Raw genomic sequence first — 24,953 nt, 5'->3', positions numbered from 1 at the left:
GGCATGACAGTCCGGCTAAGGGGACTTCCGGAGTAATCATGCCACCCAAGGATTCTACAGCCGTCATCGGTATCGAACGTGTCATTTTCGGCGTGACCGACATCGCTGAGCATACCCGCTTCTGGGTCGATTTCGGCCTGCAGATCGAACACGCCAGCGAAGAGGAAGCAACCTTTCTCCTGCCATCCGGTAGTCGCCTCGTGCTTCTGCCGCATGGGGATGCCAGGCTGCCTTCACCTGATCCCTATGTCGGCGACGGGATCAAGGAGACTGTCTGGGGGGTAGACACGACCGAAAATCTCGAGTTGCTCGCCGCGAGCTTGGCCGGCGAAGTGCCGGTCGCCCGGGACGCGGATGGAACCGTGCATTGCGTTTGCCCGGATGGTCAGCCCATTGCCCTGCGTGTCTGGCAGAAGAAGCCGGTGGTTTCGGAAGCCAGTCCGGTCAACACGCCGTCAAGCTGGCCGCGCTTCAACCAGCACCGCATCTGGCGGAAGCGGGCACGGCCGAAGACGATCAACCACGTCGTCTTTTTCAGCACCGACTATGTCGGCAGCTTCGAGTTCTACGAACGGCACCTCGGCTTCCGCTATGTCGATCATTCGAAGGGGACCGGTATCTTCGCCCGGGCGGGGGGTACGTTCGAGCATCATTCGATCTTCTGGGTGAACTGCGATCTTCCCATCGCTCCGGATCACTTCAAGTTCATGCACATCGCATTCGGCTGCGATGACATCGACGAGGTCATGCTCGGCGCCAACATCATGGACAACAAGGGCTGGAAAAATACCACCATGAACACGAGTGGCGGTATCTCCCGGCACCGTATCTCGAGTGCAATCTATTATTATTGCGAGATTCCCGGGCATGCCGGCGAGGCCGAATATCATGCCGACACGGATTATGTCGACGATGGGTGGGTGCCGCGTGCGTGGGACTTCAAGTTCGGCTCGCTGCTCTGGTCGCACAACGCTCCCAAGATCTTCCGGGGCGACGACATCCCTTGGGAGATGACCTTCGACCAAGACCGTAAAAGTTTTGATCCCTATCGTCGCTCCAAGCCCGGGAAACGTCCGATCGAGGGCGATCTGGCAAATCTGACCGAAGAGGACGAGCACGCCATCTGAGATTGCAGAAAGGGGCGCCCCGACAGAGAGGCGCCCCTATTCGTCTTATTGCATGGGATGAGAAGAGGGCCGGAGTTCAGCTTTGCGCAGAGGATCCCCCATCTGACCTGCGTCGGTGGATTCGGGGCTTCGTTGACGATGTAGATATCGTCGCGGGTTCAGGCCACGCCCTCCACGAATTCGATCAGATTGCCCGCGCAGTCACGTATAAAGCATCCCCTGCCGAAGCTTTCGCGCACGACCATCGCGATGTCAGCACCTTTCTGTTCCATTTCCGCCAAAAAGGAATCCAGGTCGGCGACCTGAAAAGCGACATGCTTGTTCCCGTGAGTCTGAACGTCGCGCGGTGGGTAGCGGCGTTCGTCCGGCAGGGGGGCTGCCCCCTCGACCTCAAAGATTTCGAACCGGAGAGGCCCCTTGCGCAGCATGGCCGTGTGGCTCCTCGCGGCCTCGATGTAGAAGCGGTGTTCCACAGTGAAGCCGAGGATCGTGCCATACCATTCGATCGCCTGTTCGAGCGAGGGGACCGACACGCCGCCGTGATGGAAAGTAAAGTCAGCCATGAGGTCTACACCATTTCGTTGAATGTTTGGGCGCACCAGTCTGCGATGTAGTCGCGCATGGCGGTGCCGTTGTCGGCGCCGCAGTGTTCGACTTCGAAGTCGGCTTTTGTGAAGATGCGCAGGGAGCGTTTTGGGCTGTTGGTGGCCTGATCGTAGCTCATGTGGGCGTTGTAGACGGGGATCTGGCGGTCGTTTTCGCCGTGGGTGACGAGGAATGGCACGCGGATCTTGTCCACCTGTCCGTCGAGGGTGATCTGGTCGGCGTAGGCGAGGAATGCCTCGCGATCGTCGATGCCGAAGACCCACATGACGTGGTCCCAGTAGTGCGGGACGGGGTTCTCGCCCTCGTTGGCGACGCGTTCGCGCTGGCGCTGGCCCCAGACGTGGTTTGCGCCCATGACGGCACACAGTGCGTAACGGGGATCGTTCGCGGCGATGCGCGGGGCGTGGTAGCCACCGAAGGACAGGCCGAAGATGCCGATCTTCGAGTGAATCACATCGCTGCGCGTCAGGAGATAGTCGAAGGCCGGGCTGCCCCAGCGTTCGGCGTCGTGGACGGCGGGGAGATTGCGCTTGCGGATCGCTTCGCCGGTGCCGGGCTGGTCGAGGAAGAGCGTGTTCATGCCGCGGGCCAGGTTCACCGCGCCATGGCCTGCCATGCACACCTGCTCCTTCATGGAATCGAGGCCATTGACCGAGACCAGCGTGGGCCGCGGCGTGCCGCTGCCATCGTGGACGAAGATCGCCGGATAGCTCGCTCCCTCGTAGGGGATCTCCACCTTCTCGACATGGAGGCCGCTAAGCGCGCTGCCCTTGTGGTAGAGTTCGAGGCCCTTGTCATAGGCCGCCCAGCGCGGCGCGTAGTCGCGGCTCTGCAGGCGCTCGGCCCCGAGGTAGTATCCCGAAGCGCGCAGGTACTTGGCGCCGGCCGAGAGGAGATAGCCATCGGCCTCGTCGCGTTCGGCATTGCGGGTCACCTGATCGGCCACGGCAATCCAGCTGTCGAACAGTTGTGCGGACCCGGCATCGGCGCCGGCCTTTGCCGCCTCCCGGACGGGCCGGCAGACCTCGTCCAGTTCGCCGTGGTTGCCGCCTGCGATCAGGGCAAGGTTGATGCCCAGGTTCCAGACATAGTTACCGGGAAAGGGTTCGAACATCGTGCAATCCTATTCTGCGGTCCAGCCGCCATCGACGACGAGGCTGGTTCCGGTCATCAGCGCGGAGGCGTCGGTTGCAAGGAACAGCACGGCGCCCATCAGGTCCTCGACCTTGCCGATCCGTCCCAGCTTGATCCTGGCCAGCACGCTGGCCCGGAAGGCCGGGTCGGCGAACATCGGCTCGGTCAGCGGGGTTTCGATGAAGGTCGGCGCGATCGTGTTCGATCGGATGCCATGCTGCGCCAGGTCGAGCGCAAAGGACTTGTTCATGCCTTCGATCGCCCATTTGCTTGCGCAATAGAGCGAGCGGTTGGGCCCGCCGACATGGCCCATCTGCGAGCCCATGTGGATGAGGGAGCCTGGCGTGCCGGTCTCGATCATCCGGCGGGCGCAGGCCTGCGCGACAAAGAAGGCCGCGCGCAGGTTGAGGCCCAGGACGGCATCGTAGTCCGCCGGGCCGACGTCCCACATCGGCATGGGCCGGTTGGTGCCGGCGTTGTTGACCAGCACGTGAAACGGCTCGCGCTCGGCAAAGAACGCAGCCACGGCGTCGAGGTCGGCGACGTCGAGCGTGGCGCCTTGCGCGCCGTTGCCGATCGCGGCTGCCGCTTGCGCGATCTCGCCGGACGAGCGGGCGACGAGAGTGACCGCCGCGCCCGCCTGGGCAAGGGCAGCGGCGGCGGCCAGACCGATGCCTCGCCCTGCGCCTGTCACGACCGCCCGCTTGCCATCAAGACGCAGCGAGGGGGTGCGGGGCAGGGGAGTCATGCCACGCCCCTCATGCTTTGGTCAGTTCACTCGGCGCGGCCTGCCCGGCGTAAGGCACATCGCGCCCGCCGAAGCGGCGCACGCGGATGTTGGCCTGCTCGCCGTGGCCGGCAAAGCCTTCCAGCGCGCAGAGGCGGCTGCAGTATTCGCCCACCAGCGCCGAAGCCTCGTCGGTCAGGACCTTCTGGTAGGTGCAGGTCTTGAGGAACTTGCCCACCCACAGGCCACCGGTATAGCGCGCGGCCTTCTTCGTGGGCAGGGTGTGGTTGGTGCCGATGACCTTGTCGCCGAACGAGACGTTGGTGCGATTGCCCAGGAACAGCGCGCCGTAGTTGGTCATGTTCTGCAGGAAGTAGTCAGGGTCGGCGGTCATCACCTGCACGTGCTCGCTGGCGATGTCGTCGGCAATGCGCACCATCATCTCGTAACTGTCGGCGACGATGACTTCACCGAACGCTTCCCACGCCTTGCGCGCGTGATCGGCGGTCGGCAGGATCTCGAGCAGACGGTCGATCTCGGCCATCGTGGCCCGCGCAAAGCTCTCCGAATTGGTCAGCAGCACGCCGGGGCTGTCCGGTCCGTGCTCGATCTGGCCGAGAATGTCGGTCGCGGCCATCTCCGGATCGCAGCCGATCTCGTCGGCAATGATCAGGGTCTCGGTCGGGCCGGCGAAGAGGTCGATGCCGACGCGGCCGAACAGCTGGCGCTTGGCTTCGGCGACGAAAGCGTTGCCGGGCCCGACAAGGATGTCGACCGGGTCGATCGTCTCGGTGCCGATGGCCATGGCCCCGATCGCCTGGATGCCGCCCAGCGCATAGATGGTGTCCGCCCCGGCCAGGGCCTGCGCTGCAACGATGGCGCGCGCGGGCTTGCCCTGGAACGGAGGCGCGCAGGTCACGACGCGCGGGACGCCGGCCACCTTGGCCGTGATCACCGACATGTGCGCCGAGGCCAGCAGCGGATACTTGCCGCCCGGCACATAGCAACCGGCCGCCTGGATCGGGACGTTTCTGTGGCCAAGCACGACGCCAGGCATCGTCTCGACCTCGACGTCCTTCATGCTCTCGCGCTGGATCTGCGCGAAATTGCGCACTTGGGCCTGCGCAAACTCGATGTCCTTGCGCTCCTGCGGCGACAGGCTGTCCACCGCCGCATCGATCTCCGCCTGGCTCAGGCGATAGTCGGCACGGTCCCAGCCATCGAACTTCACGCTCATCTCGCGAACCGCAGCATCACCACGCTTCTCGATGTCCGCCAGCGCCGCCTCGACAACGTCACGAACCTTGCGATCCGCCTCCGCCTTGCTCTCCGCAGCAGCGCCGCGCTTCAGCCATATGGCCATGAATCTCCCCTCAAGTGCTTCCAACGCGCACCAACTGCAGGACCCGCCAGACCCACACCATCGCATTCTTTCGATGCCATCATATCGATCCAACGCCTTTGCTTCGGGATTTGCCAGGAAATAGACGACGTGAGCGTAGGGAAGATAAAGGGAAGGGATGCCAATGCGGTTGGCAACATTGCGAGATGGATCGAAGGATGGGCGGCTCGTCGTCATATCTCCGGACGGATTGCGATATGCATTCGCGCCCATTCCGACCTTGCAGGATGCGCTCGAGAATTGGGATCTTGCCCTGAAGTTGCTCGCCGGTGTCTGGGAATTCCCGGACGAGCTCGCCAAGACCGATCTTTGTGCCCCGTTGCCTCGTGCCTGGCAGTGGCTCGACGGATCAGCCTATCAAAGCCACGGCGACCTGATGGATGCCGTGCTGGGCATTTCAAAACCGAAGACCGATCTGCCGCTGATGTACCAAGGTGTCTCAGACAGGTTCTACGGGCCGTACGACAACGTGCCTTTTTCCGACGAATCGCTGGGCATCGACTTTGAAGGCGAATTCGGGGTGGTTGTTGACGCCGTGCCCATGGGCACGACTCCGGCCGATGCCTTTAAGCATATCCGGCTGATCGTGCAGATCAACGACTGGTCGTTGCGCACTCTCGCAGGACCTGAAATGAAGACCGGCTTCGGTTGGATTCAGGCAAAGCCGCCGTGCGGTATGGCACCGTTCGCTGTCACTCCCGACGAGCTCGGTGATGCTTGGCGGCATGGCCGGGTCTGCCTGACCCTGAACGTGGAATGGAACGGCAAGCAGTTCGGGGCCGCGCAGGGAGAGCCCATGGGCTATGGCTTCCACGAGCTGGTTGCCCACGCGGCGAGGACCCGCGATCTTGTCGCCGGCACGGTGATCGGATCGGGCACGGTGTCGAATGCCAACTTCCGCGATATTGGCTCGTCGTGCATTGCAGAACGTCGCGGGATCGAGGTGATCGACCTCGGGCAGCCGAAGACGGAGTTCATGAAGTTTGGCGACCGCGTTCGCATGTATGCGACAGATGAAAATGGGCGCGCCCCGTTTGGCGAGCTTGAGCAGAAGGTGACGAGAGCATGACCAGCAGAGTTTACGATTTCGGCTTGCCGCCTGTTCAGCGGGTGGTGACGGGGCATGACAGCGATGGTCGCGCGATATTCAAGTCCGAGGACGTCACGCCACTGGAGCTGATTCCCACGGGCGATGCTGCCATGCTGACCATCTGGTCGACAGCCACGGTTCCGGCAGACAACAACGACGAGACCGATGGCCGGGATCGCGAGACCGGCCTTACGCTAAACGGCGGGTCGGTCATCCGCATCTGCGACATGCTGCCGCACCAGGAAAGTCCGATGCACCGCACCAATTCCATTGACTATGGGATCGTCATGAAGGGCGAAGTGGAGCTGGAGCTGGAAAATGGCGTGAAGAAGACCATCCGAGAAGGCGGGGTCATCGTCCAGCGTGGCACTGTCCATCTGTGGCGGAACACCACTGATGAGATCTGCCGGATCGCGTTCATTCTGATCGAAGCACCGGCCTATGTGCATAACGGAACCGCGCTGAGCGAAAACAAGCCAGAAGACGTCACCGCCGGTCATTAAAGGTTAGCTTGTGACACTTTGCCTTCGGGCAAAGTGTCACAGGGGACAAAAGTTGGATTTCAACGTCGCCCCGACTCGCCGGGGATTCACAGGAGTCACCTTATGTGCTTTGTTGAATCCCTGAATGTTCCAGACTGCCATTCTTTCCGGCCCGTCTTCCCATGGCGCGATGTCCTCCTTGCTGAACTGCCTTTCGCAGGCGAGTTCCAGGCCGCGCTATGCGTTCATGGTGCTGAGCCTGATCGCCGAGGTTGCCGACGAGAAGGGTGAGGCGGGGCCATTCGTCCGGCGCGGGAGGCAGGCCTTCACCTTGCGGGACTGGCTGTGCGACAGCCTTGCCCCGATGGGCGGGCGCGATCCTCGTCGTGTGGCCCTGACCGAACGGGTACGCTCTGACCTGATCCTTGAAGGCCGCATGCCCGAAGACCCGGGAGAAGCGGCGCAAGTGATCGAGGATGAAGTCCGCGCGCGTGTGCGGGCTTCGGGCAAGAGCAACCTCAGCCGCGCGGTTTCGGAACTCGTCGGGGCGGGCCTGCTGCGCCGCTATTACAAGGGCTATGCCATCGACCACGAAAATCGCGGCGGACAGCGCCACGCGGTCTATGTCCTGCAGGGGAAAGCGCGTTGCCTGCTGCCGCAAGTCCGCCCTGTGCAGGCCCCGCGGCGCGGCGTGGCGGTGCAGGGCGAACTGCGGTTCTAGGCCCGAGCCGGAACCTGAATATCGGTTAAGCGTTAGGTGCTGCAATGACGCAGCCCCAATGGCTTTCACTGGCCACCCTTGGCGGGATGATGGCCCTGTTTTTGTGGGGGCGCTTCCGATACGACGTGACCGCCGTCATCGCGCTGTTGTTCGCTGTGGCGATCGGCGTGGTCTCGCCCGATGCCGCGTTCACCGGTTTTTCCGATGACATCGTGGTGATCGTCGGCTCGGCGCTGGTTCTTTCCGCCGCAGTACAACGATCGGGCATGATCGAGCGGTTGCTGCAATCCCTGGCCCAGCGCATCCGCAAGCCGCAGCGGCAAATGCTGGTGCTTTCGGCGGCGGTGGGACTGTCATCGGGCTTTATTAAAAACGTCGGTGCGCTGGCCATGCTGATGCCGGGAGCCGTGCAGATGGCGCGTCGCAACAAGGCATCGCCGTCGCTCTATCTCATGCCGATGGCGTTTGCGTCGCTTCTGGGCGGGCTGACCACTCTTATCGGCACCTCGCCAAACATCATCGTCAGCCGCGTGCGCGAGGAGATGACGGGCGAGCCGTTTCGCATGTTCGACTACTTGCCAACGGGCCTGGCGTTGCTGGCGGTCGGCCTGGTGTTCCTTTCGGTGGGCTGGCGCCTGCTGCCCACTGATCGGCATGCAGCGCAGGGCATGTCCGAAGCGATCAACATCTCTGCCTATGTGATCGAGGCTACCGTGACGACGGGATCGCCCATCGCAGGCTTGAGCGTTGCCGGGTTTGTCGAACGGCATGAGGGCGAGGTGGAGGTTGCAGGACTCCTGCGTGGCGACATGCGCGGTGAGGTTACGCCGGAAACCCATATCGGCGAAGGCGATGTCCTGATCCTGAGCGGCGAGCCCAACCTGCTCGAACAGGTCATCGGCGCCGACCGGCTGGCGCTGGCAGGTGACGACGAAGATGGCAGTGGCCACAAGCCCGACGGCGTCGGCGTTATCGAAGCCGTGGTACATGCCGATTCCGGGCTGATCGGGCGCACTGCCGGGCGTTTGCAGATGCGCGAGCGGCTTGGCATCAACCTTCTTGCCATTTCGCGCGAGGGCGAGACGATCGCCAACAAGCCCGGCAACACGGTGCTGCAGGCAGGCGATGTGATCGTTCTGCAAGGCCCGCTCGATACCCTGCCGGCGCGCCTTGCCGAAATGGGGGCGCTGCCGCTGGCTGAGCGCAAGATCGGACTGGGCTCGAAGCGTACCCGGTGGTTGTCACTCGCGATCCTGGCCGCTGCAATGGTGGCAGCGGGGACCGGCTTCATGCCCGCTGCATTGGCGTTCTTTGCCGCTGCGGGGCTGACCGTGATCACCGGCGCGCTTCCTGCGGATGAGGCGTACAAGGCCATCGAATGGCCGATCCTCATCATGCTGGCCGCATTGATTCCCGTCAGCGCGTCATTGCAGACGACCGGGGCCTCCGACGTTATCGCCACGTTGCTTGCCGATTTCGCCGTGAAGCTTCCTGCATGGGGGGCGGTTGCGCTGATCCTTGTCGCAGCCATGGCGGTGACCCCGTTCCTCAACAACGCGGCGACCGTGCTGGTCATGGCCCCGATTGCCGGGGTATTCGCCCAGCAGCTCCATTACCGCCCCGAGGCCTTCCTGATCGCGACTGCGGTCGGCGCGGGCTGTGATTTTCTCACGCCCATCGGACACCAGTGCAATACGCTTGTGCTGGGGCCAGGGGGATACCGGTTTGGCGATTATGCCCGGCTTGGCGCGCCCCTATCGCTGCTGGTGGTGCTGATCGGCACGCCGCTGATCCTGTGGTTCTGGCCATTATAGCTCGATAAGGCCCCCGCCGGACCGGGCGGGGGCCTCTTTTCTGCTTCGGTTGGTCGTGTTCAGGCAGCGCCTCCGCTCTTGTAGCGATTGAAGGCAGCATTCTCGCTTGCCCGGTCACGGGCGCGGGAGAGGCCGGGCGTGTCGGGGAAACCCTTTTTCGGGCCGACGTCGGTTCTCAATTGCGGCTTGGCGGCGGTGCTGGCGTAAGCCTTGCCATTGTCTGGCCGTGTGCCGGCAAATGCCGGCGCCGCCAGCAGCAATGCTCCTGCGCCAGCGGTCAGGATCGTGGATATCGTTCCGGTCTTTCGCATGTCGACCTCCTTGGACTTCCGTCTTTGCGTGGACTTGGGACAGCGAGAGCCGACGGCGGCCGCGACACTTGCGGCAACCGGACGATGCGTGTCCTGTAGTGATGACTCTCGCTCGCCCTGGCAGCGTTTCTGCATGGGGCGAGGGAACGGTCGAGCCTTGGCGATTAATGCCTAATTAATTGTTTTTACGAACCTTTCACCTCGTCGCGCCGTGGGTTCGCGTCGGCATTCCTCCAGCGTTGTGCGGTGCAACATAGGCGACGGATCGTGTCAAAAGACATAGCCCGCAAGGGTGCATCTGAGGAACCTTCAGAGCGATCATGCACGGCGTGTCCGCGCTCGATTCGGAGATCGGCCTTGCGCGGACGAGGTTCACGCCGTTCCAGAAATGCCTTGAAACTCGACTGTCCTCCGCGCACTAGGCGTGCCCATGCGGATTGCCATCGTCGATGAAAGCGCCAGCCGTGCCGCGGTGATCCGCGAAGGGCTTGCGACGCTGGAAGACTGCGAGATCTTCGTGGTCACCGAAAGGCGAGGGCTGGTAGCCAGCATCGGCGAGATCGCGCCCGACATCGTGCTGATGGACCTTGGAAACCCCTCGCGCGACGTGCTGGAGGAATACTTCGCCGTCAGCCGGGTGCTTGGCCGCCCAATCGCGATATTTGTCGATGAAAGCGACGAGGAATCGATCGCTGCCTCGGTCGATGCCGGGGTTTCGTCCTATGTCGTTGACGGCCTTTCGGCGCACCGCATCAGGCCGATCCTCGATCTTGCCGTGCGCCGCTTCAACGCCTTCGCGCGGCTGGAGGCTGACCTTGCCGAAGCCAAGGGCAAGCTGGCCGAACGCGAACTGGTCGACAAGGCCAAGCGCATCCTGATGGACAGCCGCGGCTTTTCCGAACCGCAGGCCTATAGCGAGTTGCGCAAGACGGCGATGAACCAGGGCAAGCGCATTGCCGACATTGCCGAAGCCGTGGTCACGGCGCACCAGCTGATGGGAGGGAAGTGATGGCAGGCGAAGCCGCATCGGAGGAAGCCGCATCGGGCGAACTGACCATCGGCTTCCTGCCGCTGGTGGACGCGTGCCTGCCGATCCTTGCGCGCGAGCATGGCTTTGCCGAGGAGGAAGGCCTGTCGCTACGCCTGGTGCGGGACATGAGCTGGGCCACGGTGCTCGACCGGCTGCTCTATGGCCACAGCGATGCTGCGCACATGGTCGCCCCGCTGGCAATCGCCACCACGCTCGGACGGGGCCGGCCGGCGCAGCCGCTGTCGGTGCCCTTCGTGCTGGGGCTGAACGGCAACGCCATCACGATGCGGCCCGATCTTGCCAAAGCAGTGAACCCCGGCGGAGGATTGGGTGACCCGGCAACCGTGGGCGCGGCATTGAAAGCGCATGTCGAGGCGGCGGGGCGCAAGCTGCGTTTTGGCGTGGTGCACCGCTATTCCAGCCACAATTACATGCTACGGTACTGGCTGGCGGCCTGCGGTGTACAGCCCGACTTGGATGTTGAAATCACCACCGTCGCCCCCCCGTTCTGCGCGGACGCGCTGGAGCATGGCGAGGTCGACGCGATCTGCGTGGGCGAGCCATGGAACAGCGTCGCCGTGGAACGCGGCGCCGGCGAGATCGTGCTGGTCACGGCGCAGATCTGGCGGCGCGGTGTGGAGAAGGTTCTGGCTTTCCGTGAGCGGGTCATGGAGGAGCGCCGTGGCCAGGCGGAGGCACTGGTACGAGCCTTGCGCAAGGCGGGCGAGCACTTCGTGGATCCGGCGAACCTTGAAGCCAATGCGGCGATTCTGGCACGGCCCGAGTACCTCGATGGCGATGCCACGCTGATCGGCCGCGCGATCTCCGATCGGCTGCTACTTGCGCAAGGGGGGCAGGTGCTGCACTACCCCGACTTCATGTTCCAGCATCGCGAGGCGGCGAACTTCCCGTGGGTGAGCCAGGCCGAATGGCTCTACAGCCAGATGGTGCGGTGGGATGGACTGACCTTCGATCCGGCTGACGCGGCCAAGGCGGCGCGCGTATTCCGCCCGGATGTTTATCGCAGCGCACTATTGGGCACCGGCGAACCCTTGCCGGGGGCCAGTTCCAAGGTCGAAGGCAGCCTGCACAAGCCCACTTCAGTCAGCATGCAGCAGGGCGTCATAACATTGGAAAACAACAGTTTCTTTGATTGTCGGCCGTTCGATCCCGAACTGCTCGAATCCTACATTGAAAGTCAGCGTAGGAGCTAAAGTTTCGCTGCGGTGCAAAAAAAGCTTGCCGAATAGCAGGCGAATCACATAGCTTTGCATTCAGGCCGACACGGTGCCACCCAAGGACGGGCGGCGGTGATCCGGACGGTCTCAGGTTTACATCGCGTGGCAACGTCGCCGCCCAGACCTCCCTCATCGGGATGCGTTCGGGCGGCTTTTTCGTGTTTGCCACGCCGCATTCGAGGGGTGGTCGAGTATGGTCGGACTGGGCGGTTTCAATCGGCGGGGCATGATTGCGGCATTGCTGGCGGGCGTGGCCGTGGCAAGCTGCGGCAAAGGCGGGGATGCGCCAGAAAAGCCTGCTGCTTCGGCCAATGGCATTGAGAAGCCGGTGCTGAAGCTCGGCTTCATCAAGCTGACTGACATCGCCCCTCTGGTCGTGGCCCAAGAGAAAGGCTTCTTCCGTGAGGAAGGGCTGACCGTGACGCTCGAGCCCCAGGCGAACTGGAAGGTCCTGCTCGATGGGGTGACCGGCGGGCAGCTGGATGGCGCACACATGCTGGCTGGACAGGTGCTGGCCTCGGGCGCGGGGATCGGCAGCAAGGTGCCGCTGGTCACGCCGTTCTCGCTGGACATCAATGGCAAGGGCGTGACGGTTTCCAACCAGGTGTGGGACATGATCGCGCCCAGCCTGCCCAAGGGGCCGGATGGCAAGGTGCAGATGCCGATCTCAGCCTCGGCGCTCGCCCCGGTCGTTGCCAAGTTCAAGGCCGAGGGCAAGCCTTTCAAGATGGGCATGGTCTTCCCGGTCTCTACCCACAACTACATCCTGCGCTACTGGCTGGCGGCAGGCGGTCTGAACCCCGGCTTCTACCTGCCGGGCGATACCGCTGGCGTGACAGGAGCCGACGTGCAGCTTTCGGTCACCCCGCCGCCACAGATGCCCGCCACGATGGAAGCCGGCACGATCAACGGCTATTCGGTGGGCGAGCCGTGGAACCAGGCATCGGTCGCTAAGAAGATCGGCGTGCCGATCATCGTTGATCCCGATATTGCGGGTACCACGGGCGACAAGGTTTTCGGCCTGACGGCAGACTTCGCGAAGAAGAATCCCAACACGGTCAAGGCGCTGACCCGCGCGCTGATCCGCGCTTCGATGTGGCTTGATGCCGAAGGCGGCAAGAACCGGCCCGAAGCGGTCAAGATGCTCGCCAGCCCGAAGTACGTCGGCGCCGATGAAAAGGTGCTGATGGCGTCGATGACCGGCAAGTTCACCTTCGGCGCGGGCGACACACGGGATACGCCCGAATTCAACCTCTTCTTCGATCAACAGGCCAGCTACCCGTTCTATTCGGATGGCATCTGGTACCTCACGCAGATGCGTCGCTGGGGGCAGATCGCCGAGGACAAGGGTGATCAGTGGTATCTCGACACGGTCAAGTCGGTCTATCGTCCGGACATCTATGAGGAAGCGGCCAAGTCGCTCGTCGCCGATGGCAAGGCCAGTGCCGACCAGTTCCCCGCCACCGACGGCTTCCGCGTCTATGCCCGCGAGGCGATCGACGGCGTGCCCTTCGATGCCAAGAAACCCGCTGCCTATGTCGCCAGCTTCTCGATCGGTCTGAAGGCCGGCCAGAAGGTGACACCGGCAGGCGTGAAGTAAGACAGGAGCGATTACGATGAACGCGGTTGCATTGCGCAAGGACGAATTCGTCGGCACCGAAGCGGACGTCATGGAGGGGGGCGGGTCCCTCCTCCCCGAAACAGAGGCGGAGACGAACGCGGAGAACGCTGCGAAACCCGAAAGAGCGCTGCCGTTCGGCATCAAGCTGCCCACGGGCCGCGCCGCGTTCGACGCGCTCTGGCCACCGCTGGCAGGGATCGGCGGGTTCCTGGCGCTGTGGGCGCTGCTGGCGCCGCTGGTACAGACATCGCTCGGTACGCTCCCTGGGCCGGGCGATGTCTGGTCAGCCTTTGGAGGCCTGCTGGACGAAGCCGATGCCTCGCGCGTTGCCGCGGCCGAAGCGGTGGCCGCAGGGTACGCCTACACCGGCCCGCCGACTTTCATCGACCAGATCTTCACCAGCCTCGAGACGGTGGCGGCGGGCTTTGTGCTGGCGACAATGTTCGCGGTGCCGCTCGGTCTGGTTGCCGGCATGTCGAAGCGCGTCAATGCCGCGATCAATCCGCTGGTGCAGGTGATGCGCCCGGTCAGCCCGCTGGCCTGGCTGCCGATCGTGACGATGGTGGTTTCCGCCTCGGTCAGCAGCGATGACCCGACCCTGCCCAAGAGCTTCGTGATCTCTGCCGTTGTCGTTATGCTCTGTTCGCTCTGGCCGACGCTGATTAACACCGCGATCGGCACGGCCAGCATCGACAAGGACTTGATCGCGGTGGGCCGCGTGCTGCGCCTTGGCTGGTTCGCCAAGCTGACCCGGCTCGTCCTGCCTTCCTCGCTGCCCTATATCTTCACGGGCATGCGCCTTTCGCTCGGCACCGGCTGGATGGTGCTGATCGCGGCGGAAATGCTCGCGCAGAATCCGGGCCTCGGCAAGTTCGTGTGGGACGAATTCCAGAATGGTTCGGAAAAGTCGCTCGCTCGCATCATGGTTGCCGTGGTGGTGATTGGCCTGATCGGCTTCGGCCTCGACCGGGTGATGATGGCGCTGCAGTCCTTCGTCAGCCGCAACCGCACCGTCTGAGGAGATTGTCCGATGGCTACGATCCTTTCCCTGAAAGATCTCCGCAAGTCCTACGAGGGCAAGTCCGGTGGCGTGACCGAAGTCCTTGGCGGCATCGACCTCGATGTCGAGGAAGGCGAGTTCATCGCGATCCTCGGCTTCTCCGGAGCGGGCAAGACGACGCTGATCTCGGCCATCGCGGGTCTGGTCGAACCCGATGCCGGAGAGATCCTGCTGCGGGGCAGGGCCATCGACGGGCCGGACAAGGATCGCGGGCTGGTGTTCCAGTCCTACTCGCTGTTCCCGTGGCTGACGGTGGAACAGAACGTGGCGCTCGCCGTGGACTCGGTTCACAAGGATCGCACCAAGGAAGCGCGCGCCGCGCTGGTCCGCCAGAAGGTCGAACTGGTCGGCCTTGGCCACGCGATGGAGCGCAAGCCCGCGCAGCTTTCCGGCGGGATGCGCCAGCGGGTTTCGGTGGCGCGCGCGCTGGCGATGGAGCCCGAGATCCTGCTGCTGGACGAGCCGCTTTCGGCATTGGATGCCCTGACCCGCGCAAAGCTGCAAGACGAGATCGACCGCATTCGCGAGGAAGAGAAGCGCACGATCATCCTTGTCACCAACGACGTGGACGAGGCGCTTCTGCTGGCAGACCGGGTGGCGGTGCTGACGCCAGCTCCGGCGGCAAGGATCGGCCGGATCTTCCCGGTGACCCTGCCGCGCCCGCGGGATCGCGAGGCGGTGAACGACAGTGTCGAGTTCCAGAAGCTGCGCACCGAGATCGTCAATTACCTTGGCGAGCTGGCTGGCGAGAAAGCCGCGCAGGGCAGCGATTATGGGCATCTGCCCAACGTCACCCCGCTCGATCTGGCGCCTCCGCCCAAGGCTTATCAGGACGCGGCGAGGAAGGGCGCGACGCGGCGCTACATGGAGTTCTGGAAGCTCCACAAAGTCTACCCCACGCCTGAGGGTCCGCTGACCGTGGTCGAGGATTTCAACCTGATGATGGACAAGGGCGAGTTCATCTCGCTGATCGGCCATTCGGGTTGCGGCAAGTCTACCGTGCTGACGATGGCGGCAGGCCTCAACGAGATCAGCAAGGGCGGCATCATCCTCGACAACCGCGAGATCGACGTGGCGGGGCCGGACAAGGCGGTGGTGTTCCAGGCGCCCAGCCTGATGCCGTGGCTGACCGCGCGGCAGAACGTGGCACTGGGGGTGGAGCGGGTCTATCCGCACGCGACGCGATCAGAACGGCGCGAGATCATCGATTATTACCTCGACCGCGTGGGCCTTGCCGATGCCAAGGACAAGATGGCGGCGGAAATGTCCAACGGCATGCGCCAGCGTGTCGGCATCGCCCGCGCCTTCGCGCTCTCCCCGCGCCTGCTGCTGTTGGACGAGCCCTTCGGCATGCTCGACAGCCTGACGCGCTGGGACTTGCAGGACGTGCTGGTCGAGGTTTGGAACCGCACCAAGGTGACCGCGATCATGGTGACGCATGACGTTGACGAGGCGATCCTGCTGGCTGACCGCGTGGTGATGATGACCAACGGCCCCAATGCCACCATCGGCAAGGTGTTGAAGGTCGACCTGCCGCGCCCGCGCGATCGCAAGACACTGCTCAAGCACCCGGATTTCTACGCCTACCGTCAGGAAGTCCTGCGCTTCCTGGCCGAATACGATCACGGGCCGAAGGCCCGCGCCGCCTGAGCGGTGACTTGAAATTGAGGGGATGCCTGAACGGCCTTCTTTGAGGGGTTCAGGAGGGAAACATGAAAAAGACTGCAATCACGGCGACGCTGCTCGCGTCGTCGATCGCCTTCGCACATCCGGCGTTTGCCGCTGGCAAGCCGGCGTTTGGCGATCCCATACCGGCTGGGGAGGGGCTGACGCTCGATCCGATCATCGATGCGCGCATTCGCTATGAAGGCGTGGACCAGCCAACGGTCGATGCCGATGCGCTGACCGTGCGGCTGCGCACAGGCGTTGAACTGAAGCACGCGCTGTCGCACCTCTCGGTGCTGGTCGAGGCCGAAGGCACATTGGGCCTAGTCAACGACTACAACGCCTTTCCCTTCGCGCTGCCCGGCAGCTCGCAGCGCCGCCCACAGTACGCAGTGGTCGCCGATGGCGAGAGCATCGACCTCAACCGCGCGCAGATCATGTACAAGGTGAAGGACTTCGCCCTGACCGTCGGGCGGCAGCGGATCAACCTTGACGATCAGCGCTTCGTTGGCTCGGTCGGCTGGCGTCAGAACGAGCAGACCTTCGATGCAGTGCGCGCCGAAGCGACGGTCGGGCCTGTCAGCATTGATGCCACTTATGCGATCCAGCAGGATTCGATCTTCGGGTCCGAGGCAGGGCCGCGCCGCGCGATGGACGGGGACTTCGTGTTCGCACAGGCTGTGGTAAAGGCTGGTCCCCTGCAGGTGAAGGGCTTTTCCTACATCATCGACTATGACGAGGCCTTCGCTTTCGCCAATTCCTCGCAGACGTATGGCGGGCGCGTGTCGGGCAGCATCCCGCTGTCAAAGGCGGTGAAGCTCAATGTGCTGGCCAGCTATGCGCGGCAGATGGACATCGGCCGCAACCCGGTGAATTACGAAGCCGATTTCGTGGTGGGCGAGCTTGGCTTGGCGTACCAGGGCTTCACCCTGACCGGCGGCTATGAAAAGCTGGGCGCGGACAAGGCCGCTGGCAAGTCGTTCCAGACGCCGCTGGCAACGCTGCACAAGTTCAACGGCTGGGCTGACCTGTTCCTCACCACGCCCGGCAATGGGCTGGAGGACTATTACGTCACGCTGGCCAAGGTCTTCCCGAAGGTGAAGGCGGTGCAGGGCCTCAACGCGAACGTCACCTATCACGAATTCCGCAGCGATGTGGGCAACGTGAAATTCGGCACGGAATGGGATGCCAGCCTCGGGTTCAAGACGAAGAAGGTGGGCTGGCTGGTCAAGTACGCCAACTACAACGCCGACAAGTTCGGCGTCGATCGCCAGATCCTGTGGTTGCAGGCCGAGGTGGCGTTCTGATAGTGACGTGCTGCACTGCAAAATAACCCTTGCAGTGCAGCCCCCGAATCGGTTAGCCAAGTGAACGAAGGCCAAGCGCCGCCCAAAGTCGGGTGGATCAATCGCAAGGCCTGAAAGATCAACATCGCGTGGCAACGTCGCCGCCCAGACCTTCCCAATCGGGATGCGTTCGGGCGGCTTTTTTGTGTTCACGCGTCTGCGAAGGAACGTTTGCGTGAACGCCCCTGCTACCCTGATGGAAAAGGACCAGACCGCGCCCGTGAAGGAGCGGTTGGTGGTGATCGGCAACGGCATGGCCGGGTGCCGCGCCGTCGAGGAAATCCTTGCCCGCGATCCTGCGCGTTTCGACGTGACGATCTTCGGCGCGGAACCGCGGGTGAATTACAACCGCATCATGCTTTCGCCAGTGCTCGCGGGCGAAAAGGCGTTCGAGGACATCATCATCAATGGCGAGGACTGGTACGCCGACAACGGCATCACGCTGGTCTCGGGCGATCCGGTCGTCTCGATCGACCGAGAAACGCAGACGGTGGTGGCAAAGTCGGGCCGGGTCGAACCTTATGACAGGCTGCTGATCGCCACCGGCTCCGATCCGTTCATCATCCCGGTCCCGGGCAAGGACCTGGCGGGCGTCGTCACCTTCCGCGATCTGGATGACGTCGACAAGATGCTGGGCGCCGCCGAAAAGGGCGGCTGCGCCGTGGTGATCGGCGGTGGCCTGCTCGGGCTGGAGGCAGCGCATGGCCTTTCGCTTCGCGGCATGAAGGTCACCGTCGTTCATCTCATGCCGACGCTGATGGAGCGTCAGCTCGATGAAGCGGCGGGATACCTGCTCAAGACCGAGCTTGAACGGCGCGGCCAGACCATCGTGACCGGTGCCGACACCGCCGAAATCATCGGTCGGGATGGCCACGTGGCCGGTGTAAGGCTCAAGGACGGGCGCGAATTTGCTGCCGACATCGTGGTCATGGCCGTCGGCATCCGCCCAGCCACCGGCCTTGCCAAGGCGGCAGGCCTCGCAGTCGAGCGCGGTGTTGTCGTTGACGACCACATGGTCACCAGCGACCCGGCGATCATGGCGGTGGGTGAATGCGTGCAACACCGCGGTGCCTGCTACGGTCTGGTTGCCCCCTTGTGGGACATGTGCCGCGCGCTGGCCGATGCGGCTTGCTCGGACCCATCTGGTTATGAAGGTTCGGTCACCTCGACCAAGCTCAAGGTCTCGGGCATCGACCTGTTCTCTGCCGGTGATTTTTCGGGCGGCGATGGCGCGGAGGACATCGTCATGCGAGACGCCGCGCGCGGGCTCTACAAGCGCGTTGTCGTAAGGGACAACAAGCTCGTCGGCGCGGTGCTCTATGGCGATACCGCCGATGGCAACTGGTACTTCGACCTGCTGAAGAAGGGCGAGGATATCTCCGACATCCGGGAGGCGCTGATTTTCGGCCAGGCCTTCGCCAGCGGAGGCGCCCTGCTGGACCCTAATGCCGCCGTTGCAGCTCTTTCGGACGACGCAGAAATCTGCGGCTGCAACGGCGTTTCCAAGGGCAAGGTGATCGAGACGATCAACGCGGGTGCCTGCAGCCTCGATGCGGTGCGCAGCACCTGCAAGGCTTCGGCCTCCTGCGGATCGTGCACCGGTCTGGTCGAAAGCCTGCTGGCGCTCACATTGGGCGGCGAGGTGCAGTCGGGTCCGAAGACGTTGTGCAAGTGCACCAGCTTCAGCCACGATGATGTTCGCCGCCTGATTGTCGACAAGAGCCTCAAGGCCATCCCGCAGGTGATGCAGGAGCTGCACTGGACCACCCCTGATGGCTGCTCCTCATGCCGCCCGGCGCTGAACTACTATCTGCTCTGCGCTTGGCCGGGCGAGTATGAGGACGATCAGAAGAGCCGCTTCGTCAACGAACGCCTTCACGCCAATATCCAGAAGGACGGCACCTATTCGGTGGTGCCGCGCATGTGGGGCGGGCTTACCAACCCGCGCGAGTTGCGCGCGATTGCAGACGTGGTGGAGAAGTACAACGCGCCGATGGTCAAAGTGACCGGCGGCCAGCGGCTCGACATCTTCGGGATCAGGAAGGAGGACCTGCCTGCTGTCTGGGCCGACCTCAATGCCGCAGGGATGGTTTCGGGCCATGCCTATGGCAAGAGCCTGCGCACGGTAAAGACCTGCGTCGGCAGTGAATGGTGTCGGTTTGGCACGCAGGATTCGACCGGCCTCGGCGTGAAGCTGGAGCGGATGACCTGGGGTTCGTGGATGCCCCACAAGTTCAAGATCGCGGTGTCGGGCTGCCCGAGAAACTGTGCCGAGGCGACGATCAAGGACTTCGGCGTGGTCTGCGTCGATAGCGGGTACGAACTCCACGTCGGCGGCAATGGCGGGATCAAGGTCCGCGCCACTGACCTCTTGTGCAAGGTTGCGACCGAGGCAGAGGCGATGGACGTCTGCGCGGCCTTCATCCAGCTTTATCGCGAACAGGCGCACTACCTCGAACGCACCGCGCCGTGGATCGAACGGGTGGGTCTCGATCACGTGAAGGCAGGCCTGTTCGACGATCCCGACAGCGTGCGCCGCCTCGCCGCGCGGTTCCGCTATTCCCAGACCTTCTGTCAGGACGATCCCTGGGCCGAGCGCGTGGCCGGCAAGAACGCGGACCTGCACCAGCACCTTGCCGAGGTGCGTCCCCTTCAGCTGGAGGCCCTGTAATGATCGGAGACTGGCTCGACATCGGTCACGTAGACCAGATCACCCCCGGCACTGCGCGTACGCTCCCGGTCGTGGGATCGGACGAGATTGCGGTGTTCCGCACGCTCAAGAACGAGTTCTATGCGCTTGTGAACAAGTGCCCGCACAAGCAGGGGCCGCTTTCGCAGGGCATCGTTCACGGCAATGTCGTCACATGCCCGCTGCACAACTGGAACATCTCGCTCAAGACGGGCGAGGCGCTTGGGGAGGACAATGGGTGCGTCCCTACCGTCCCGATGAAGGTTGACGCAGGCCGCATGTACCTTTTGCGCTCGGCCGTTGTCGGGAGGCGTGCTGCTTGAGGGCGGTTCGCACCACGTGCGCCTATTGCGGCGTCGGTTGCGGCATTCGCGCCGAGGTGACGGGAGAGCGTGCGGTCGTCATCCGGGGCGATGCGCAGCACCCGGCGAACCTGGGCAAGCTGTGCTCGAAGGGCACGCATCTGGGCGAAACGGTGGGGCTGGAAGGCCGCCTGCTCCACCCCATGATCGGCAACGCCCGCGCCGGGTGGGACGAGGCGCTCCACCTCGTTGCTGGCAAGATGCGCGACTGCGTTGAACGGCACGGTCCGGACAGTGTTGCGCTCTATGTCTCGGGCCAGCTTCTGTCCGAGGACTACTATGCCGCCAACAAGCTGATGAAGGGCTTTGTCGGCAGCGCCAACATCGACACCAATTCGCGCCTGTGCATGGCCAGCGCCGTCGCCGCGCACAATCGGGCGTTCGGCGAGGACGTAGTGCCGGTCACCTACGATGATCTCGACGAGGCGGACCTGATCCTGTTTGTGGGCTCGAACACGGCTTGGTGCCACCCGGTGATCTGGCAGCGGATCGAGGCGGCGCGCGAGGCGCGGGGTACGAAGATCGTGGTGATCGATCCGCGCCGCACCGAAACGGCGGAACAGGCTGACCTTCACGTGCCCGTCCAGCCAGATGGAGATGTGGCGCTGTTCAATACGCTGCTGGCAGAGATGGTCCGGCGGGGGCTTGCCGATACGGTCCCGGCGATGGGCGAACACGGCCTTTCGCCCGATACCTTTGCCGCGCTGGCCGATCTCGTCGCCACGCACCCGCGCATGGTCACCGTGTTCTCGATGGGCGCGAACCAGTCGATTGCGGGAACGGACAAGGGCAACGCGATCATCAACCTGCACCTTGCCATGGGCCGCATCAACGCGCCGGGCATGGGGCCGTTTTCGATGACCGGACAGCCCAACGCCATGGGCGGGCGCGAAGTCGGCGGGCTTGCCAATATGCTGGCCTGCCATCTCGGCTTTTCCGAAAGCGAACTGTCCGATGTCGCCGCGTTCTGGCAGGCCCCGCGCATGTGCAGCGCCCCCGGCCTCAAGGCGGTGGACCTGTTCCGCGCCGTGCACGATGGCCGCGTCAAATTCCTGTGGGTGATGGCTACCAACCCCGCCGTTTCGATGCCCGATGCCGGTTTCGTGCGCGAGGCCCTGGCCAAGTGCGAAACGCTGGTCGTATCGGACGTGATCGCCGATACAGACACCGCACGGCACGCCCACATCCGCCTGCCCGCGCTGGCCTGGGGAGAGAAGGAGGGCACCGTCACCAACTCCGAACGCCGCGTGAGCCGCCAGCGCGCTCTGTTTGCTGCGCCGGGAGAGGCAAGGGCGGATTGGGCAATCATCGCCGACGTTGCAAAGACGATGGGCTTTGCAGGGTTCGATTGGACCAACGCCGCCGCCGTGTTCCGCGAATATGCGGCAATGACCGCGCTTTCGGTAAAGCACGGCAAGGTTCTTGACCTGACCGCCCATGCCGGGATTTCCGACGCGGATTACGAAGCGCTTGACCCGTTCGTTTGGGGAGGACGCCATCCGCTGCAGGGCCGCGAGATGAAGATCGTGCCCGTCGAGCCCCGCACCCGCCCGGTCGACCCGGATTTTCCCTTGCGCCTCAACACCGGCCGTTACCGCGATCAATGGCACACGATGACCCGCACCGGCCTTTCGCCCACGCTTGCCCAGCACCGGCGCGAACCGCTGCTCGAGGTGCATCCTGCCGATGCCGCTGGGGCAGGCATTGCCGATGGCGCGCTTGCCCGCGTCGTCTCGGCAGCGGGCAGTTCGGTGTTCCGCGCGAGCGTGACCGATGCGCAAGGCCGCGGCCAGGTCTTCGTGCCGATGCACTGGACTGATGCCATGGCAAGTGGCGGGCGCGGCAACCTTCTGCCCGATCAGTCGGTCGATCCGTTGTCCGGCCAGCCTGGTTTCAAGAACAACGCCTGCCGGATCGAGCCGGTCGGCAGCGAATGGCGCGGCTTCCTTGTCCGCCGTGAACCGGTCCGCCCGCTGGGCCTTGTCTGGTGGAGCCGGTCCGCGATAGCTGGCGGTTGGCTTTATGAGCTCGCTGGCAACGGCGCTGTCGATGCCGATGCCTTGCTGCCCGCAGGCAATCGCAGCGAGGCGGTCGATCTGGCGCGTGGCATGCGCCGTCTCGCCGTGGTCGATGGCAGCGGCGCGATGGCCGGAGCGCTATTCATCACCCGCATCGGGCAATTGCCACCGCGTGAGTGGATCGCGGCGCAACTGGGGGCGAGTGGCGCGCACCTTCCCGAACTGCTGGCCGCGCGGCCCAGCGCTCCTGCGCCGCATCGCGGGCCGGTGGTCTGCGTCTGCCACGGCATCGGCACCAACCAGATTCTTGCCCATGCCGAGCAGGGCGCGGGGACCGTGGCGGAAGTGGGCAGGGCGTGTGGCGCGGGGACCAATTGCGGTTCGTGCCGCCCGGCGATTGCCCGGCTGCTGCGCGAATGGAACGAGACATGCGAAGAGGCTGCGCAATGAACGACTTTCCGCAGGGCATGGTCTGGCTGGTCGGGGCAGGTCCGGGCGATCCGGAATTGCTGACCCGCAAGGCGGAGCGGCTGATTACATCGGCCAGTGTGATCTTCCACGATGCGCTGGTTGCCCCCGGCGTTCTGGCGCTGGCCGCGCCGAGTGCAAGGCTGGTCCATGTTGGCAAGCGTTCCGGGCGGCATTCCAAGGTGCAGGAGACGATCGACAGCCTGATTGTTGAAGCTGCGCTGGCGGGGCATCGCGTGGTGCGTCTAAAGGGTGGAGACCCTGCGATCTTCGGCCGCGCCACCGAAGAGCTGGACGCCTGCCGCGCGGCAGGCGTGGCGGTGCGGATCTGTCCCGGCGTGACAGCCGCCAGCGGCGCCGCAGCCAGCCTCGGCGCCTCGCTCACCCTGCGCGGCCTCGCTCGCAAGCTGACCTTCGTGACGGCGCATGTCCGTGCGGGCGAAACGCTCTCGCTCGATTGGGCATCGCTGGCCGATCCCGATGCGACGCTGGCCGTCTACATGGGCAAGTCGTCGGCGGGCGCAGTGTCACGCGGGCTGATCGAGGCCGGGCTGCCCGCCGACACGCCGGTTGCCCTGGTCGAGGCGGCGAGCCTTCCGGAAGAGCGCCAGTTCCATACGCGCCTCGATCTGCTGCCGCTTGTCGCGCGCACGGCGCTGGGCGATGGCCCGGCGCTGTTGCTGATCGGTCAGGCCATGGCGCGGCGCGATGGCGTGACCGCGACAAGCAGCGCCGTGTTCACGGTCAACTCCTGATCAGAACGCGGCGATCCCGGTAATGGCGCGGCCGAGGATCAGCGCGTGGACATCGTGCGTGCCTTCGTAGGTGTTGACCGTCTCGAGGTTCACCATGTGGCGGATCACCTGATATTCGCCGGAGATGCCGTTGCCGCCGTGCATGTCACGCGCCATGCGAGCAATGTCGAGCGCCTTGCCGACGTTGTTGCGCTTGACGATGGAGATCATTTCGGGCGCGAACCTGCCGGCGTCCATCAGGCGGCCGACTTGCAGTGAGGCGTGCAGGCCCAGCGTGATTTCGGTCAGCATGTCGGCGAGCTTCTTCTGGTAAAGCTGCGTGCCCGCCAGCGGGCGGCCGAACTGATGACGATCCAGACCATATTGCCGCGCCGCGTGGTAGCAGAACTCCGCCGCTCCCAGTGCGCCCCATGAGATGCCGTAGCGCGCGCGGTTGAGGCAGCCGAACGGACCTTTCAGGCCCTGCACGTTCGGCAGCAACGCATCGTCCGGAACGAAGACATCGTCCATCACGATCATGCCCGTGATCGAGGCGCGCAGGCTGACCTTGTTCTCGATCTTGGGCGCGGACAGGCCTTTCATGCCCTTTTCCAGCACGAAGCCGCGAATGCCGCCGCCATGCGCCTCGCTCTTGGCCCAGACGACGAAGACATCGGCAATCGGTGCGTTGGAAATCCAGGTCTTGGCGCCGTTGAGCACATAACCGCTATCGACCTTCCGGGCCACCGTGCGCATCCCGCCCGGGTCCGACCCCGCGTCAGGCTCGGTCAGGCCGAAGCAGCCGATCCATTCGCCGGTGGCCAGCCTGGGCAGATACTTGCGCCGCTGCTCTTCCGATCCGTACTCGAAGATCGGGAACATCACGAGGCTGGACTGCACGCTCATCATCGAGCGGTAACCGGAATCGATCCGCTCCACCTCGCGTGCGACAAGGCCGTAGGATACGTAACCGGCGTTGGCGCAGCCGTAGTCCTCGGGCAACGTCACGCCAAGCAGGCCTTGGCTGCCCATCTCGCGGAAGATTTCAGGGTCGGTATGCTCGTTGGCGAAAGCATCGATCACGCGGGGGGCAAGGCGATCCTGCGCGAAGCTGCGTGCGGCATCGCGGATCATCCGTTCATCATCGGTAAGCAGGCCGTCCAGCCCCAGTGCGTCTTCCCAATCGAACGGTACCATGCCTGCCATTGCGTGCTCTCCGAATGCGCTCCCTGTGCGGCGGGTGATTGCACCTGAAATCAGTTCACTTCAACCACCCAAATGGCCACGCGCATCTGATTGTGGGGAAAC

At 64.0% G+C, this 24,953-nt stretch carries 21 protein-coding genes; 15 read left to right on the top strand and 6 right to left on the bottom strand.

Annotation, left to right across the window (positions count from 1 at the left end):
* Nucleotides 1-38 precede the first annotated feature (38 nt).
* A complete protein-coding gene (locus AC3WLM_RS18450) occupies nt 39-1,127 on the top strand; it encodes a VOC family protein (protein WP_193828828.1) in 1,089 nt (362 codons plus the stop codon).
* Between the two features lie 158 nt (nt 1,128-1,285).
* On the opposite strand, the gene AC3WLM_RS18445 is transcribed toward AC3WLM_RS18450, so the two are convergent.
* The 4 genes from AC3WLM_RS18445 to hisD are packed head-to-tail and all read right to left on the bottom strand — an operon-like array spanning nt 1,286 to nt 4,957.
* A complete protein-coding gene (locus tag AC3WLM_RS18445) occupies nt 1,286-1,690 on the bottom strand; it encodes a VOC family protein (RefSeq protein WP_193828827.1) in 405 nt (134 codons plus the stop codon).
* Nucleotides 1,691-1,695: 5 nt separating this feature from the next.
* On the bottom strand, nt 1,696-2,847 hold the full coding sequence (locus AC3WLM_RS18440) for an alpha/beta hydrolase family protein (RefSeq protein WP_492478364.1): 1,152 nt from the start codon (nt 2,845-2,847) through the stop codon (nt 1,696-1,698).
* A 9-nt stretch (nt 2,848-2,856) separates the two neighbouring features.
* Complete coding sequence (locus AC3WLM_RS18435; RefSeq protein WP_193828729.1) at nt 2,857-3,615, bottom strand: SDR family NAD(P)-dependent oxidoreductase; 759 nt, start codon at nt 3,613-3,615, stop codon at nt 2,857-2,859.
* Nucleotides 3,616-3,625: 10 nt separating this feature from the next.
* Nucleotides 3,626-4,957, bottom strand: coding sequence for a histidinol dehydrogenase (gene hisD, locus AC3WLM_RS18430; protein ID WP_492478248.1), 1,332 nt, complete (start codon nt 4,955-4,957; stop codon nt 3,626-3,628).
* 163 nt (nt 4,958-5,120) lie between these two features.
* Between hisD and AC3WLM_RS18425 the strand changes: the two genes are divergently transcribed.
* The 4 genes from AC3WLM_RS18425 (at nt 5,121) to AC3WLM_RS18410 (ending at nt 9,103) form a co-directional block, all read left to right on the top strand.
* Entirely contained in the window at nt 5,121-6,065 is a 945-nt protein-coding gene (locus tag AC3WLM_RS18425) for a fumarylacetoacetate hydrolase family protein (protein WP_492478363.1), read from the top strand.
* Complete coding sequence (locus tag AC3WLM_RS18420; RefSeq protein ID WP_039338517.1) at nt 6,062-6,589, top strand: cupin domain-containing protein; 528 nt, start codon at nt 6,062-6,064, stop codon at nt 6,587-6,589. The genes AC3WLM_RS18425 and AC3WLM_RS18420 overlap by 4 nt, the downstream gene beginning before the upstream one ends.
* 124 nt (nt 6,590-6,713) lie before the next feature.
* The gene (locus tag AC3WLM_RS18415) at nt 6,714-7,289 is read left to right on the top strand and encodes a hypothetical protein (RefSeq protein ID WP_039338518.1); all 576 of its coding nucleotides are present in this window, start codon (nt 6,714-6,716) and stop codon (nt 7,287-7,289) included.
* A gap of 44 nt (nt 7,290-7,333) precedes the next feature.
* Entirely contained in the window at nt 7,334-9,103 is a 1,770-nt protein-coding gene (locus AC3WLM_RS18410; protein ID WP_492478362.1) for an SLC13 family permease, read from the top strand.
* Between the two features lie 59 nt (nt 9,104-9,162).
* Here the strand turns inward: AC3WLM_RS18410 and AC3WLM_RS18405 are convergent, their stop codons facing one another.
* Nucleotides 9,163-9,414 carry a hypothetical protein gene (locus tag AC3WLM_RS18405; RefSeq protein ID WP_082013549.1) on the bottom strand — a complete coding sequence of 84 codons (252 nt, stop codon included), beginning with the start codon at nt 9,412-9,414 and terminating at the stop codon, nt 9,163-9,165.
* 430 nt (nt 9,415-9,844) lie between these two features.
* On the opposite strand from AC3WLM_RS18405, the gene AC3WLM_RS18400 reads away from it, so the two are divergent.
* From AC3WLM_RS18400 to cobA, 10 genes are all read left to right on the top strand, one after another.
* Nucleotides 9,845-10,423 (top strand): ANTAR domain-containing response regulator, encoded by a 579-nt coding sequence (locus AC3WLM_RS18400; protein ID WP_492478361.1) that lies wholly within the window; start codon nt 9,845-9,847, stop codon nt 10,421-10,423.
* The gene (locus AC3WLM_RS18395) at nt 10,423-11,658 is read left to right on the top strand and encodes a CmpA/NrtA family ABC transporter substrate-binding protein (protein WP_492478360.1); all 1,236 of its coding nucleotides are present in this window, start codon (nt 10,423-10,425) and stop codon (nt 11,656-11,658) included. The genes AC3WLM_RS18400 and AC3WLM_RS18395 overlap by 1 nt, the downstream gene beginning before the upstream one ends.
* Before the next feature lie 217 nt (nt 11,659-11,875).
* Entirely contained in the window at nt 11,876-13,282 is a 1,407-nt protein-coding gene (locus tag AC3WLM_RS18390; RefSeq protein ID WP_039338527.1) for a CmpA/NrtA family ABC transporter substrate-binding protein, read from the top strand.
* A 16-nt stretch (nt 13,283-13,298) separates the two neighbouring features.
* Nucleotides 13,299-14,321, top strand: coding sequence for an ABC transporter permease (locus AC3WLM_RS18385; protein ID WP_236727231.1), 1,023 nt, complete (start codon nt 13,299-13,301; stop codon nt 14,319-14,321).
* Nucleotides 14,322-14,333: 12 nt separating this feature from the next.
* A complete protein-coding gene (locus tag AC3WLM_RS18380) occupies nt 14,334-16,013 on the top strand; it encodes an ABC transporter ATP-binding protein (protein ID WP_492478359.1) in 1,680 nt (559 codons plus the stop codon).
* Nucleotides 16,014-16,075: 62 nt separating this feature from the next.
* A complete protein-coding gene (locus tag AC3WLM_RS18375) occupies nt 16,076-17,335 on the top strand; it encodes an alginate export family protein (RefSeq protein WP_492478358.1) in 1,260 nt (419 codons plus the stop codon).
* Between the two features lie 235 nt (nt 17,336-17,570).
* A complete protein-coding gene (gene nirB / locus AC3WLM_RS18370) occupies nt 17,571-20,045 on the top strand; it encodes a nitrite reductase large subunit NirB (RefSeq protein WP_492478514.1) in 2,475 nt (824 codons plus the stop codon).
* A complete protein-coding gene (gene nirD / locus AC3WLM_RS18365) occupies nt 20,045-20,386 on the top strand; it encodes a nitrite reductase small subunit NirD (protein ID WP_039338533.1) in 342 nt (113 codons plus the stop codon). Before nirB ends, nirD begins: the two co-directional genes overlap by 1 nt.
* Nucleotides 20,383-22,893 carry a nitrate reductase gene (locus AC3WLM_RS18360; protein ID WP_492478356.1) on the top strand — a complete coding sequence of 837 codons (2,511 nt, stop codon included), beginning with the start codon at nt 20,383-20,385 and terminating at the stop codon, nt 22,891-22,893. Before nirD ends, AC3WLM_RS18360 begins: the two co-directional genes overlap by 4 nt.
* Nucleotides 22,890-23,666, top strand: coding sequence for a uroporphyrinogen-III C-methyltransferase (gene cobA, locus AC3WLM_RS18355; RefSeq protein WP_492478355.1), 777 nt, complete (start codon nt 22,890-22,892; stop codon nt 23,664-23,666). Before AC3WLM_RS18360 ends, cobA begins: the two co-directional genes overlap by 4 nt.
* Here cobA and AC3WLM_RS18350 read toward each other — a convergent pair whose 3' ends face one another.
* Nucleotides 23,667-24,851 carry an acyl-CoA dehydrogenase gene (locus AC3WLM_RS18350; protein ID WP_492478354.1) on the bottom strand — a complete coding sequence of 395 codons (1,185 nt, stop codon included), beginning with the start codon at nt 24,849-24,851 and terminating at the stop codon, nt 23,667-23,669.
* Nucleotides 24,852-24,953 lie beyond the last annotated feature (102 nt).

It is taken from the genome of Novosphingobium sp. FW305-C-30-35 (assembly GCF_058783135.1).
This window is presented reverse-complemented; position numbering and strand designations above follow the sequence as displayed.